10 protein-coding genes and 1 pseudogene are annotated in these 14,561 nt (G+C 60.8%); all 11 read left to right on the top strand.

Annotation, left to right across the window (positions count from 1 at the left end):
• Positions 1-149: 149 nt before the first annotated feature.
• A complete protein-coding gene (locus HBO12_RS02240; protein WP_170041305.1) occupies positions 150-1,979 on the top strand; it encodes an extracellular solute-binding protein in 1,830 nt (609 codons plus the stop codon).
• Positions 1,976-3,814, top strand: a complete 1,839-nt coding sequence (locus HBO12_RS02235) for an extracellular solute-binding protein (RefSeq protein ID WP_170041304.1) — start codon at positions 1,976-1,978, stop codon at positions 3,812-3,814. The genes HBO12_RS02240 and HBO12_RS02235 overlap by 4 nt, the downstream gene beginning before the upstream one ends.
• 1 nt (position 3,815) lies before the next feature.
• Positions 3,816-4,889: a microcin C ABC transporter permease YejB gene (locus HBO12_RS02230; RefSeq protein WP_169953246.1), complete on the top strand. Its 1,074-nt coding sequence runs from the start codon at positions 3,816-3,818 to the stop codon at positions 4,887-4,889.
• A 1-nt stretch (position 4,890) separates the two neighbouring features.
• Positions 4,891-5,910 carry an ABC transporter permease gene (locus tag HBO12_RS02225; protein ID WP_029291368.1) on the top strand — a complete coding sequence of 340 codons (1,020 nt, stop codon included), beginning with the start codon at positions 4,891-4,893 and terminating at the stop codon, positions 5,908-5,910.
• A 1-nt stretch (position 5,911) separates the two neighbouring features.
• Positions 5,912-7,522, top strand: a complete 1,611-nt coding sequence (locus tag HBO12_RS02220; protein ID WP_170041303.1) for an ABC transporter ATP-binding protein — start codon at positions 5,912-5,914, stop codon at positions 7,520-7,522.
• A gap of 627 nt (positions 7,523-8,149) precedes the next feature.
• Positions 8,150-8,539 carry a hypothetical protein gene (locus HBO12_RS02215; RefSeq protein ID WP_169953242.1) on the top strand — a complete coding sequence of 130 codons (390 nt, stop codon included), beginning with the start codon at positions 8,150-8,152 and terminating at the stop codon, positions 8,537-8,539.
• Positions 8,540-8,642: 103 nt separating this feature from the next.
• Positions 8,643-9,261: pseudogene (locus tag HBO12_RS28290) on the top strand (DNA adenine methylase); the annotation flags it as partial.
• A 203-nt stretch (positions 9,262-9,464) separates the two neighbouring features.
• Complete coding sequence (locus HBO12_RS02210) at positions 9,465-9,995, top strand: sigma-70 family RNA polymerase sigma factor (RefSeq protein ID WP_169953240.1); 531 nt, start codon at positions 9,465-9,467, stop codon at positions 9,993-9,995.
• On the top strand, positions 9,992-10,960 hold the full coding sequence (locus HBO12_RS02205) for a FecR domain-containing protein (RefSeq protein ID WP_170041302.1): 969 nt from the start codon (positions 9,992-9,994) through the stop codon (positions 10,958-10,960). The genes HBO12_RS02210 and HBO12_RS02205 overlap by 4 nt, the downstream gene beginning before the upstream one ends.
• Positions 10,961-11,093: 133 nt before the next feature.
• Positions 11,094-13,562 (top strand): TonB-dependent siderophore receptor, encoded by a 2,469-nt coding sequence (locus HBO12_RS02200; RefSeq protein WP_170041301.1) that lies wholly within the window; start codon positions 11,094-11,096, stop codon positions 13,560-13,562.
• Positions 13,563-13,738: 176 nt separating this feature from the next.
• Positions 13,739-14,560: an AraC family transcriptional regulator gene (locus HBO12_RS02195; RefSeq protein WP_170041300.1), complete on the top strand. Its 822-nt coding sequence runs from the start codon at positions 13,739-13,741 to the stop codon at positions 14,558-14,560.
• Position 14,561: the final 1 nt, after the last annotated feature.

Here is a 14,561-nt window from a genome sequence, read left to right as displayed (position 1 = left end):
GCAGGCAAGCCAGCTCCCACATTTGATCTGTGCATCGCTCAAGATCCCGCCGCGCCTGAAAATGGCCTTTTCAACAGTCTTTTTCCAAGTGGAACAAGCTGTTACTGTACCGATCATAAAGCCCAAGCCGCCCGGATCGGATCTCTGACTTGAAGCGTCCCCTCCTTCTACTAATAAGTCTGGCCTTGAGCTTTTGCGCGAATGCGACCATTACCGAAAACCACGGTTATGCGCAGTTCGGTACGCTCAAGTACCCGGCCAAATTCACCCACTTCGATTGGGTAAACCCCGCAGCGCCCAAGGGCGGCACCTTGCGGGTCATGGCCTTTGGCACGTTTGACACCCTCAATCCCTATACTTTCAAAGGCTCAAGCCCGGTCTCCACCGCCAATTTCCTGCAATACGGGGTCAATGAGCTCAACGAGCCGCTGATGGTTGGCACCGGCCAGTACGCGCCGTCCGGCGACGAGCCCACGTCCAGCTACGGCCTGATTGCCCGATCGGTGGAGTACAGCGAAGACCGCAGTTGGGTGGTGTTCAACCTGCGCCCGCAAGCGCGTTTCCATGACGGCAAGCCCATTACCGCCGACGACGTGGCGTTTTCCTACCGCACGTTGCTGACCGAAGGCCATCCGCAATACCGCACCAACCTGCAGGAAGTGGCCCGGGTGGATGTACTCAACCCCCACCGCATTCGCTTCGTGTTCAAGCGCGCCGGCAACCCGTTGCTGATCCTGCGCCTGGGCGAGTTGCCGGTGCTGCCCCAGCATTACTGGAAAAACCGCGACTTCAAGGCCACCACCTTCGAGCCGCCGCTAGGCAGCGGGCCCTACCGGATCAGCCAGGTCCAACCGGGCCGGCAATTGGTGTTCGAGCGGGTCAAGGACTATTGGGGCAAGGACCTGCCGGTCAATCGCGGGTTCTACAACTACGACAAGGTCGAGGTGGAGTTCTACCGCGACAGCGACGTGGCCTTCGAGGCATTCAAGGCCGGCGAGTTCGACATTTACATCGAACACCAGGCCAAGAACTGGGCCAATGGCTACAACTTCCCGGCAGTCAATCGCGGCGAAGTGATCAAGGCGCAAATTGCCCACCAGATCCCGACCCAGAGCCAGGGCCTGTTCATGAACAGCCGGCGCGCCACCTTCAGCCAGGCCAAAGTGCGCGAAGCGCTGGGGCTGATGTTCGATTTCGAGTGGACCAACCGCACCCTATTCAGCGGCGCCTATAAACGCACCCTGAGCTACTACCCCAACAGCGAATTCTCCGCCAGCGGCCTGCCGGTGGGCCATGAATGGCTGATGCTCTCGCCCTACCGCGAGCAACTGCCGGCCAATCTGTTTACCCAGGCCTTCAGCCTGCCGCAGACCGAGGGGCGCGGCATCCCCCGGGAAACCTTGCGCCGGGCCCTCGGCCTACTGGCCGAAGGTGGCTGGAAACTTTCCGGGCAACGCCTGCTCAACAGCGATGGGCAGCCGCTGCGGTTTGAAATCCTGCTGGTCAACCCGAACCTGGAGCGCATCCTGCAACCGTATGTGGAAAACCTGCGCAGTATTGGCGTCGATGCGCGCTTGCGCACCGTGGACCGTGCGCAGTACAAGCAGCGCCTCGACCAGTTCGACTTCGACATGATCCTGATGACCCTCAACCAGACCCTCAGCCCCGGCCTTGAGCAGTGGCAGTACTTCCACTCCAGCCAGGCCGGGATCAAGGGCAGCAAGAACTACGCGGGCATCGCCAACCCAGTGGTCGATCACCTGCTCGAGCAGTTGCTCGCCGCCCAAACCCGCGACCAGCAAGTCGCCGCCGGCCGGGCCCTGGATCGGGTCCTATTGTGGCAGCACTACAGTATTCCCAATTGGTATCTCAACTATCATCGCCTGGCGTACCGTAACCGGTTCGCCTTCGTGACCACGCCGCCCTACAGCCTGGGCCTGAGCGCGTGGTGGCTGAAAGCATCGGAGAAACCCCAATGATGGCTTTGCGTACTGCGATTATCAGTGGCCTGTTGTTGTGCACCCAGGCTGTTGCTGCCCCTCAACATGCCTTGACCCTGTACGACGAGCCGCCCAAGTACCCGGCCAACTTCAAGCACGTCGACTACGTCAACCCGGACGCGCCCAAGGGCGGCACCTTCCGTGAGTCGGCCATGGGCAGCTTCGACAGCCTCAACCCGTTTATCAGCAAGGGCGTGCCGGCCGATAACATCACCCTGGTCTACGACACCCTGGCGCAGCAGGGCCTGGACGAGCCCATCACCGAATACGGCCTGATCGCCGGCAAGATCGAAAAAGCCCAGGATAACAGCTGGGTGCGTTTTTACCTGCGGCCCGAAGCGCGCTTCCACGATGGCCATCCAGTACGTGCCGAAGATGTGGTGTTCACCTTTGAAACCCTGATCAAGCAAGGCACGCCGATCTACCGCACCTACTACGCCGACGTCGCCGAAGTGGTGGCCGAAGACCCGCTGCGGGTGTTGTTCAAGTTCAAGCACACCAGCAACCGTGAGCTGCCGTTGATCCTTGGCCAGTTGCCGGTGCTGCCCAAGCACTGGTGGGCCGGCCGTGATTTTGCCAAGAGCAGCCTGGAGGTCCCGCTGGGCAGCGGGCCGTACAAAGTGGCCGAGGTCAAGCCGGGGCGCTCGATCCGCTACGAGCGGGTCAAGGACTACTGGGGCAAGGACCTGCCGATCAACAAGGGCCTGTACAACTTCGATTACCGCATCAGCGATTACTACCGCGATAACACCGTGGCCCTGGAGGCGCTCAAGGCTGGGCAGTTCGATTACTGGCAGGAAATGACGGCCAAAAACTGGGCCAATGCCTACAACGTCCCGGCCGTGGCCGAAGGCCGGCTGATCAAGGAAGAACTGCCCAACGGCAATCCCACCGGGATGCAGGGTTTTGTGTTCAATATCCGCAAGCCAATGTTCCAGGACGTGCGGGTGCGCAAGGCCATCAGCCTGTTGATGGACTTTGAATGGACCAACAAGCAACTGTTCAACGGCGCCTACACCCGCACCCGCAGCTATTTTGAAAACTCGGACATGGCCGCCACCGGCCTGCCGGGCCCGGCCGAGCTGGCGATTCTCGAACCGCTGCGCGGCAGGATCCCGCCGCAAGCCTTCACCCAGGCCTTCGCTCCACCGAAAACCGATGCCAGCGGCATGATCCGCACCCAGCAGCGCGAAGCCTACCAACTGTTGCAGGAAGCCGGCTGGCGCATCGTTGACGACAAGATGGTCGACACCACCGGCAAGCCGGTGAGCATCGAGTTCATGCTGTTCCAGACCGACTTCGAGCGCGTCCTGCTGCCCTTCAAGCGTAACCTGGCAGACCTGGGCATCGAGCTGGTGATCCGCCGGGTCGATGTCTCGCAGTACGTCAACCGCGTGCGCTCGCGGGATTTCGACATGATGGTCGGCAGCTTCCCACAGTCCTCGTCACCGGGTAACGAGCAGCGTGAATTCTGGCAATCGGGCAGTGCCGACAACCCCGGCAGCCGCAACTACATCGGCCTCAAGGACCCGGCCATCGACGAATTGGTGGAACAGTTGATCAACGCCGACTCACGCAACAGCCTGGTGGCCCACGCCAAGGCTCTGGATCGGGTACTGCAGTTTGGCTACTACGTGATCCCCAACTGGCATATCAAGACCTACCGCGTGGCCTATTGGAATCACCTCGGCCACCCCAAGGTCCCGCCGCGCTACGACGTAGGCATCAACACCTGGTGGATCAAACCCGACACACCGCCGGCCACAACGCCACCCACCGACACCAGCGCCGACCCGGCGAGCGGAGGCGACTGACATGCTGGCTTATATTTTTCGCAGGTTGCTGCTGATCATCCCGACGCTGTTTGGCATTTTGCTGATCAACTTTGTCATCATCCAGGCCGCGCCCGGCGGCCCGGTGGAGCAAATGATCGCCAAGCTCGAAGGCTTTGAAGGCGCCACCAGCCGCATCGCCGGTGGCGGTGCCGAAGTGTCGGTGGCCGGCTCCAGCTACCGGGGGGCCCAGGGCCTGGACCCGACGCTGATCAAGGAAATCGAAAAGATGTACGGCTTCGACAAGTCGGCGCCGGAACGCTTGTGGATCATGGTCAAGAACTACGCCCAGCTGGATTTTGGCGACAGCTTCTTTCGCGATGCCAAGGTCATCGACCTGATCAAGGAGAAGATGCCGGTGTCCATCTCCCTCGGGCTGTGGAGCACCCTGATCATGTACCTGGTATCGATCCCCCTGGGGATCGCCAAGGCCACCCGCCATGGCAGCCATTTTGACGTATGGACCAGTTCGGCCATCATCGTCGGCTATGCGATCCCGGCGTTCCTGTTTGCCATCCTGTTGATCGTGGTGTTTGCCGGTGGCAGCTATTTCGACTGGTTTCCGCTACGCGGGCTGACGTCCAACAACTTCGAGGAGCTGAGCTGGGGCGCCAAGATCCTCGACTACTTCTGGCACCTGGCGCTACCGGTCACGGCTCTGGTGATCGGTAACTTCGCCACCATGACCCTGCTGACCAAGAACAGCTTTCTCGACGAAATCAACAAACAGTACGTAATCACCGCCAAGGCCAAGGGCCTGACCAATCACCGCGTGCTCTACGGCCACGTGTTCCGCAACGCCATGCTGCTGGTGATCGCCGGGTTCCCTTCGGCCTTTATCGGCATCTTCTTTACCGGCTCGCTGCTGGTGGAGGTGATTTTCTCCCTCGACGGCCTGGGCCTGATGAGTTTTGAAGCGGCGATCAATCGCGATTACCCGGTGGTGTTCGGCACCCTGTTTATCTTCACCCTGCTAGGCCTGGTGGTGAAACTGATTGGCGATTTGACCTACACCCTGGTCGACCCACGCATCGACTTCGAAAGCCGGGAGCATTGAGATGAATCTATCCCCCCTCAATCGCCGCCGCTTCGAACGCTTCAAGGCCAACAAACGCGGCTGGTGGTCGCTGTGGCTGTTCCTGATCCTGTTTGGCCTGAGCCTGGGTGCCGAGTTGATCGCCAACGACAAGCCGCTGGCCGTGCATTACGACGGCGACTGGTACTTCCCGGCGCTCAAGCGCTACCCAGAAACCACCTTCGGCGGCGAATTCCCCCTGGAAGCCAACTACAAAAGCCCGTACATCCGCGAACTGCTCAAGGCCAAGGATGCCTGGACGCTCTGGGCGCCGATCCCCTACAGCTACCAGAGCATCAATTACGACCTGAAAGTCCCGGCCCCGGCCCCGCCGTCGGCCGACAACCTGCTGGGCACCGACGACCAGGGCCGCGACGTGCTCGCACGGGTGATCTATGGCTTTCGGGTCTCGGTGCTGTTTGCCCTGACCCTCACGGTATTGAGTTCGATCATCGGCGTGGCGGCCGGGGCCTTGCAGGGGTTCTATGGCGGCTGGGTCGACCTGGCCGGCCAGCGGTTCCTGGAAATCTGGTCGGGGCTGCCGGTGCTGTACCTGCTGATCATCCTTGCGAGCTTCGTGCAACCGAACTTCTGGTGGTTGCTGGGGATCATGCTGCTGTTTTCCTGGATGAGCCTGGTGGACGTGGTGCGCGCCGAGTTCCTGCGCGGGCGCAACCTGGAATACGTGCGCGCGGCCCGGGCCTTGGGCATGCAGAACGGCGCGATCATGTTCCGCCATATCCTGCCCAACGCCATGGTCTCGACCATGACCTTCATGCCTTTCATCCTCACCGGCGCGATTGGCACCCTGACTGCCCTGGACTTCCTGGGCTTCGGCCTGCCCGCCGGCTCGCCGTCCCTGGGCGAGTTGGTGGCCCAGGGAAAATCCAACCTGCAGGCGCCGTGGCTGGGCATCAGCGCCTTTGCGGTGCTGGCGATCATGCTGAGTTTGCTGGTGTTTATCGGCGAGTCCGCTCGCGATGCCTTCGACCCGAGGAAATGAGATGAATCAGGACAATCTGATCGAAGTCCGCGACCTCAGCGTCGAGTTCGTCACCGGCGAGCAGCATCAGCGCGTGGTGGAAAACATCAGCTTCGATATTCGCCGTGGTGAAACCCTGGCCCTGGTCGGCGAAAGCGGTTCCGGCAAATCGGTGACCGCCCACTCGATCCTGCGCCTGTTGCCCTACCCCCTGGCGCGGCATCCATCCGGCACCATCGAGTATGCCGGGCAGGATCTGCTGACCCTGAAAGAAAAGCCCTTGCGCCAGATTCGCGGCAACCGCATTGCGATGATCTTCCAGGAGCCGATGACCTCGCTGAACCCACTGCACTCCATCGAAAAGCAGATCAACGAAGTACTGGGCCTGCACAAGGGCCTGACCGGCAAGGCCGCAACCCTGCGCACCTTGGAGCTGCTCGACCTGGTGGGCATCCCCGAACCGCACAAGCGCCTCAAGGCCCTGCCCCACGAATTGTCCGGCGGTCAGCGCCAGCGGGTGATGATCGCCATGGCCCTGGCCAACGAGCCGGAACTGCTGATCGCCGACGAGCCGACCACCGCCCTGGACGTGACCGTGCAGTTGAAGATCCTCGAACTGCTCAAGGAGTTGCAGGCGCGCCTGGGCATGGCGCTGCTGCTGATCAGCCATGACTTGAACCTGGTGCGGCGCATTGCCCACCGCGTGTGTGTGATGCAGCGCGGTTGCATTGTCGAGCAGGCGTCCTGTGAGGCGCTGTTCCGCTCCCCGCAGCACCCTTACACCCAGGAACTGCTGGCCGCCGAGCCCAGTGGCGGGCCGGCGACCAATGCGATTGGCCCGCCGCTGCTGGAAGTCGACGACCTCAAGGTCTGGTTCCCGATCAAGAAAGGCTTTTTGCGCAACACCGTCGACTACGTCAAGGCCGTGGACGGTATCCACTTCAGCCTGCCCCAGGGCCAGACCCTGGGCATTGTCGGTGAAAGCGGCTCGGGCAAATCCACCCTCGGCCTGGCGATCCTGCGGCTGATCGGCAGCAAGGGCGGGATCCGTTTTGAAGGCCAGCAACTAGACCAACTGACCCAACAACAGGTACGGCCATTGCGCCGGGAAATGCAGGTGGTGTTCCAGGACCCGTTTGGCAGCCTGAGCCCACGCATGTGCGTCAGCGAGATCGTCGGCGAAGGCTTGCGCATCCATAAGATCGGCACCGCTGGCGAACAGGAAGCGGCGATTATCGCGGCGCTCGAGGAAGTGGGGCTGGACCCGCAGACCCGCCACCGTTACCCCCACGAATTCTCCGGCGGCCAACGCCAACGCATCGCCATCGCCCGCACCCTGGTGCTCAAGCCACGCCTGATCCTGCTGGACGAACCGACCTCGGCCCTGGACCGCACGGTACAGCGCCAGGTGGTGGAACTGCTGCGCAACCTGCAAGCCAAGTACAACCTGACCTACCTGTTCATCAGCCACGACCTGGCGGTGGTCAAGGCCCTGAGCCATCAGTTGATGGTGGTCAAGCAGGGCCAGGTGGTGGAACAGGGGGATGCCAAGACGATCTTCGCCGATCCGCAGCATGCCTATACCCGGCAGCTGCTGGAGGCCGCGTTCCTGGTGCCGACTTCGCGTATCTGATCTGGCTTGATGCTGGGAGGGCGGGATCCACCGCTGCCTCCCACACTTGATGTTTAGGACTGAGATAAATACCAGGGGCGGTGCGAGATAAACCTGGGACACTCCGGGATAAAACGGTCCATGGTGAGCGGAGTTCTGAAATAGAGTTGCAGCCAGTGCAATGAAAATGACCACGCTACGTAACGAGGTCGCCGCCAAACCGTCGATACCGGCACCGACAAACGCACGGGCGAAATCAGAACCGCCCAGGTGACGCTGGTGCGCACCACCGACGCGGCAGGAAAACCGATCACGTTCCGCACGGACCCAGGTTTTAACCATGCCCCTGGTACCGGGTTGGCGGACATGTTCAAACGCAAACAAGAGGCCGCCTAGGAGACTGCAATGATCACTGTCGAACTCAATAGCCCCCGCCTGCCGGAGCTGCTGATGCGCAGCATTGCCGCCGAGCTGGCCAGCCAGACCAACGCTGAAAGAGACGAATGGTAGGGAATTTGCTCAAAATAACAGCCTGGCCTGTCAATTTTGACAGTAGCCGGCTTTCCATTAGTGTTGTGTCATCTCTCCTGCAGTGCCTCATTTTTGCAGGCAATACTCACGAATCCAGTTTTGGCAAGGAGAGCGAGCATGGCAAAGCCTACTACAACGACTAATTACACTGGCGTCATTACATCAATTGGTGACTACCCTCAGATAGCTATAGTTTGGGGAGAGCCAGAAAAACCTCCTACGAAGTCTGCGGTCGTAAAACCCGATGGAGGAAGTAAAGATGTGATTTTCGATATAGGTTCCAACTATGGACCGGAGGATTTTGATGGTGACGCTATAGATCCATTTCCTTTACCAGACGAACCGAGTGTTATTACAAAGTCCGATTTAGGACGGCCCACTGTGGAAGGCTCTATATCACCCTGGCCTAGCTTGCGCAGTAGTTACTTTAAGGTAGGAGATCGAGTGAGCTTTATCATCACAGATGGGCCTTTAGGCGCTATACCTAATTCATTACGGAAAATTTAGTCACCTTTAACCGGCAGTTTTCTAAGAAATATCAACACTCTTTAAACTCGTTTAAACGCCCTGGGCCACTCATTGGCCCAGGCTGTGCGCATCACTTCCAGCCAGCGCACTGTTCTTCCTACGGCCGGTACCGGCAGACGTCGAAGTGCTAAATGACGTTAACGGCGATCTAATCAACCTTTACCGAGTTGTACAGAACCAACTGGAAGAGTTTGTCAGGCAGTTCAAGTAGGCTTTGTCGAGCCGCCAGGTGTTTAAGTGGTTGCAAATAACCAGACCGGGAACGCTGACTGATATCCAGCGGGCCGCCAGATTCTATTACCTACAGCAGTCTGCCCTCGGGGGCCGCGTTGATGGTCAGACCTACGGTACGGCGACTACCACACCACCAGGACTGAACTTGCTACGGAGCGAGGAGACTCTATCAGCAGCGCATCTTGGCTGGCAGGAGGTAATGAAGAAGTATGACCGTGAACATACGCTGTTCTACTGCGACCCTCCGTACTGGCAGACGCGGGGCTAGGGTGTTCCTTTCGGTCTGGAACAGTATGAGGCCATTATTAGCCTCAATGATCATCCTGACATTCGCAGGGTATTTGCCGGCTTTCACATGGAGAGTACCGATATCAAGTACACGGTCGGGGGGTGGTGCGGGGAGTGATGCAAAGGAGGTTCTGATCTTTAGCTGGGATATTCAGGCCGAGCCTGCCGGCCTGTTTTGATATTCTGTTGCAATGGGTGCAAAAAAATCTGAAGTCATTTATCTCAGATTAAAGCGCGAGTTTTTCGCGCTCGGCATCAATTTGATCTGTGCAGATCTGCAGGCAACCTCTTTCGCAAAAGCAAACCAATATCATTTGCGCTGGGCGCAGGCCTTTGCTTTAATCGCGACCAATTCCTATTCACGTCATGGCATCAGCGCCGGTTGGATATTGTGTCGACTTCCCCCACGCCATTCAGTCAGCTCTACGGCAGCCACCACTCCTGGCTGCTCGGCCTGTTGCGCCGGCGCCTGAGCAATCGCTGGGATGCCGCCGACCTGGCGCAAGACACCTTTATCCGCGTCCTCAAGCGCCCGCCCGACCAGGCCGACGCCGTGCGTGAGCGCTCCTACCTGGCAACCATCGCCCGAGGCCTGTGCATCGACCATTGGCGCCGCCGTCAACTGGAACAGGCCTGGCTGCAAAGCCTCGCCGAGCGCCCGCAAGCGGTGCAGCCATCGCCGGAACAGCGGGCGATCATCGTCGAAACCCTGTACGAAGTAGACGCCATGCTCGCGCGCCTGCCGCGCAAGGTCAGCGACGCCTTCCTGCTGGCGCAACTGCATGGCCTGACCTACAAGCAAATCGCCGTGCAACTGGGGGTCTGTGAGCGCATGGTGAAAAAATACATGGCCCAGGCGCTGTTGCACTGCGCGGTGCTGGAAGCCGAACTCGACGGGTTGCTGGTGGAATGAACTCCAGCGCAAAACTCAGCCACGCCAGCCTGCAGCAGGCAGCCCAATGGTATGTGCGCCTGCAAGACCCGCAAGGCGACAGTCAGGCGCAGCAGCATTGGCAAACATGGCTGGGGCAGAACCCCGAGCACCAGGTCGCCTGGCGTTACGTCGAGCGCGTCAGCCAACGCTTCGCGCCCCTGACCGACGAACCCATCGGCGCTGGCCGCGCCCTGCGCAGCAGCCGGCGGCAAACCCTCAAGACGCTACTGGTGCTGGGCGCAGGTTCAGCATTGACCTGGGGCACCTGGCGCAGCACCGCCCTGCCCCGGGTGGTCGGCGGCTGGAGCGCCGACTACGCCACGGCCAGCGGCGAGATCCGCGATGCCGTGCTCACCGACGGCACCCATATCTGGCTCAACGCCCTGAGCGCCATGGACGTGCGGTTCGACGCCCGGCAGCGCCTGCTGCAACTGCGTTTTGGCGAAGTGCTGATCGACACCGCCAAGGACCTCCAGCGCCCGTTCCTTGTCGACACCGAGCACGGCCGCCTGCGCGCCCTGGGCACCCGCTTCAGTGTGTTGCAAGGCGAGGACGGCACCCACCTGAATGTCTTCGACGGCCGGGTAGAAGTGCGCACCGCCGATAGCCAGCAGGTGCGCATTATCGAGACCGGGCAACAGGCGGTGTTCGATCGGCGCACGATCCGCAGTACGGTCGCGGCATCCGCCACCCGCGAGGCATGGAGCCGGGGTGTGCTGCTGGCCGACAACCTGCCCCTGGGCCAATTGATTGGCGAACTGAACCGCTACCGGCCCGGCCACCTGGGTTGTGATCCGGCCGTGGCCCACCTGCCAGTGATGGGCTCCTTCCCGCTCAAGGACAGCGAGCATGCGTTGCGGCTGCTAGAGGCGGCGCTGCCGATCCAGGTAGACAGAGTGCTGCCTTGGTGGGTCAACGTAGGCCCCAGACACACCGCCCTGTAGGAGCTGGCTTGCCGCTTCCTACAAAAGATTGATCGGGGCAACATTTTTTCACTCCCGCAGTTCCCCTTTTCGACGTTCGTTCGGTTAACCCAGCAGACGCTTTCACATTCGCCGAATCCGTAGGGAACCTTCCATGCCGCAACCCGCTGCTTTCACGCTGCGCCCCCTGGCGCTGGCCATCACCGCGACCCTGCTCTGCCTGGGCCCGCTCAATGTGCAGGCGGTGGAAACGCCGTCTACCCAGCAAACCACGCGCAGCTACAACATCGGCGCTGGGTCGCTGGTCAGCGTGCTGAATCGCTTTGCCGAGCAGTCCGGGGTGTTTATCGCCGGCCACAACAGCCTGGCAGCCGGGAAGACCAGCCCTGGACTCAGTGGCAGCTACACCCCGGCCGCCGGGTTGCAGCGGTTATTGCAAGGCAGTGGTTTGCAGGCTCAGCCCCAGGGCGACAATGGCTATGTGCTGGAACTGGCGCCGCTCAATACCGGCGAACTGGAGCTGGGCGCCACCACCATCTCCGGCGTGGCCCTGGGTGCCACCACCGAAGACAGCCACTCCTACACCACCGGCTCGATGGCCTCGGCCACCGGCCTGCCGCTGTCGATCCGCGAGACACCGCAGTCGGTCACCGTGATCACCCGTCAGCAGATGGATGACCAGGGTTCCAACAACATCGCCGACACCCTGCGCCGCGCCCCTGGCGTCAGCGTGCAGAACTACGACAGCGAGCGCTGGGAGTTCTCCAGCCGCGGCCTGCCGATCACCAACTTCCAGTACGACGGCGTCAACTCCACCTATGACGGTGTGTACGACTACGGCACCACCAGTACCGACATGGCGGTGTACGACCACCTGGAAATCATCAAGGGCTCATCGGGCCTGATGAGCGGCTCGGGCGATCCTTCGGCCACGGTCAACCTGATCCGCAAAAAGCCCACCAAGGACTTCAAGGCCTCGGTCACCGGCACCGTGGGTTCCTGGGACAACTACCGCACCGAAGGCGATATCTCCGGGCCGCTGACCGAGTCGGGCAATGTGCGCGGGCGCTTTGTCGGGGTTTACCAGGATCGCTCGTCGTACCTGGACCACTACCAGCACACCAAGGACATTGCCTACGGCATCCTCGAAGCCGATCTGACCCCCGACACCCTGCTGACCTTCGGCATCGACCAGCAGGACACCCGCTCCCGTGGCGCCAGCTGGACCGGGTTCCCGATGTATTTCAGCAATGGCAATCGCACGAATTTCTCGCGCTCGTTCAACCCGGCTGCCGACTGGAGCCGCCGCGACTTCCAGAACCAGACGATCTTCGCCTCGGTCCAGCAAAAGCTGGCCAACGACTGGTCGCTCAAAGTCAGCCTGGACCGCAAGCGCAGCCAGCACGACACCCTGCTCGCCTCCGCCAGCGGCGGCAACCCGGACCAGGTTACCGGCGAAGGCATGTACATGTTCATGGGCAAGTACAAGGGCGACCAGGTGCAGAACACCCTCGACGTCAACCTCAACGGCCCGTTCAGCCTGTTTGGCCGCGAGCATGAGTTGATCATGGGCTTTATGGCGACCCGCTCAAAACAGGATGTGCCGGTCTACGGCTCGATCTACCCGCCAGTGGGCGGCAGCATCTATGACTGGCGTGGCGAATACGCCAAGCCGGACATCCCGCGCAGCGGCCAGAACGATATTGTGCAACGCCAGACCGGCGCCTACCTGGCGACCCGCCTCAAACCTACCGATGACCTGTCGGTGATCCTGGGTACCCGCGTCAGCAATTTCAGCAACACCGACACCACCGACTTCTACGCTGCAACGACCGCCGACGCCCGCAGCAGCTACAAGCAAACCGGGGTGGTGACGCCCTACGCCGGGGTGGTCTACGACCTCAACGATATCTGGTCGGTGTACAGCAGCTACACCAAGATCTACCGGCCACAGAACAGCAAGGACGCCGATCGCAAGTTGCTCGACGCAATCGAAGGCGACACCTACGAAGCCGGGCTCAAGGCGGCCTTTTTCGATGGCCGCCTGAATGCCAGCTTCGCCGCGTTCCGCATCGAACAGGACAATGTCGCGCAATACGTCTCGGGATTTGAAAGCGACTCGATCTATCGCCCGATTGCCGGTGCCACCACCAAGGGCTTTGAAGTGGAACTGGCCGGCGAAGTGCTGGACGGCTGGAATGTCTCGGCCGGCTACACCTACCAGCACACCCGCGATGCCAACGACGATTACGTCTACAGCTCGGTGCTGCAAACCACCACGCCGCAACAAGTGGTGCGCCTGTTCAACACCTACCGCCTGCCTGGCGCGCTGGACAAGGTAACCCTCGGTGCCGGGGTCAACTGGCAGAGCGAGTTCTTCGGCAATGTGTTCCAGCCCAACCCGAATGACACGGTCAACTTCGGCCAATACACACGCATCACCCAGGACAGCTACTACCTGGTAGACCTGATGGCGCGCTATCGCTTCAACGAGCACCTGAGTGCCACCTTGAACGTGAAAAATGCCCTGGATAAAAAGTACTACACCGGCCTGGGCAACTTCGGTACCGGCTTCTACGGCGAGCCGCGCAGCCTGCAACTGGCGACGCGCTGGGACTTCTAAGCCCTGGATACGCCCCCTAAAAATGTAGGAGCTGGCTTGCCTGCGATGGCGGTAGAGCAGTCGCCAAATCCCCCGACTGAACCACCGCCATCGCAGGCAAACCGGATCCTACATAAGGTCGGCGCCGTATTTATGTGCAATCATCGGGCTCCTACAAGATCTTCGGAGATTGCATCATGTCGCTGCCCGACCTGGCCGCCCCGCGCTTCTGGCGTGATGCCAGCCTGCCGTTTATCGAGGCGCGCACCATCGATGACGGGCGCAAGGTCTGCTACACCCGGCATGCCCACGATCATTTCTCGATTGGTGCGATCACCGCCGGGCAGAGCCTGTATATCCATGGCCCGGACACGTTCCAAATCCACACCGGCACCGTGGTGCTGATGAACCCCGGCGACGTGCACGCCTGCAATCCCATCGACGACCAGCCCTGGTCGTATCACATGCTCTATATCGACACCCCCTGGCTGACCGACCTGCAACACCAGTTGGGGTTTGCCTACGACTTGGACTTTCGCCGCTTCAGCACCACCCATACCGATGACCCGCTGCTGTTTGCAGGCCTGCTTGAGCTGTACGCCGTGCTGACCGACGAGCACGCCGAACAGCTGCACAAACACAGTGCCGTGGTGAGTTTTTTCACTGAGGTACAGCTGCGCCTGAACCCCGCTGCGACGCGGCTACGGGAGGTCAATCACAAGCTCGAACGCGCCGCCGAGTACATCCGCGAACATTGCACCGAGGCGCTGAAACTCGACGAGATCTGCCAGGCCGCGCAGCTGTCGCCGTCGTACCTGATCCGTGCGTTCAAGCAGTCTTACGGGATGACACCCCATGCATTCCTGGTCAACCAGCGGATCCAGTTTGCCCGCAACCAACTGCGCAACGGCCGGTTGATTGCCGATGTGGCACTGGCCGCAGGCTTTGCCGACCAGGCGCACTTCCAGCGCACGTTCAAGCAACACCTGGCCGCCACACCTGGGCAATATCGCGGCTGAC

It is taken from the genome of Pseudomonas sp. WS 5059 (assembly GCF_012985525.1).
GTDB lineage: Bacteria > Pseudomonadota > Gammaproteobacteria > Pseudomonadales > Pseudomonadaceae > Aquipseudomonas.
This window is presented reverse-complemented; position numbering and strand designations above follow the sequence as displayed.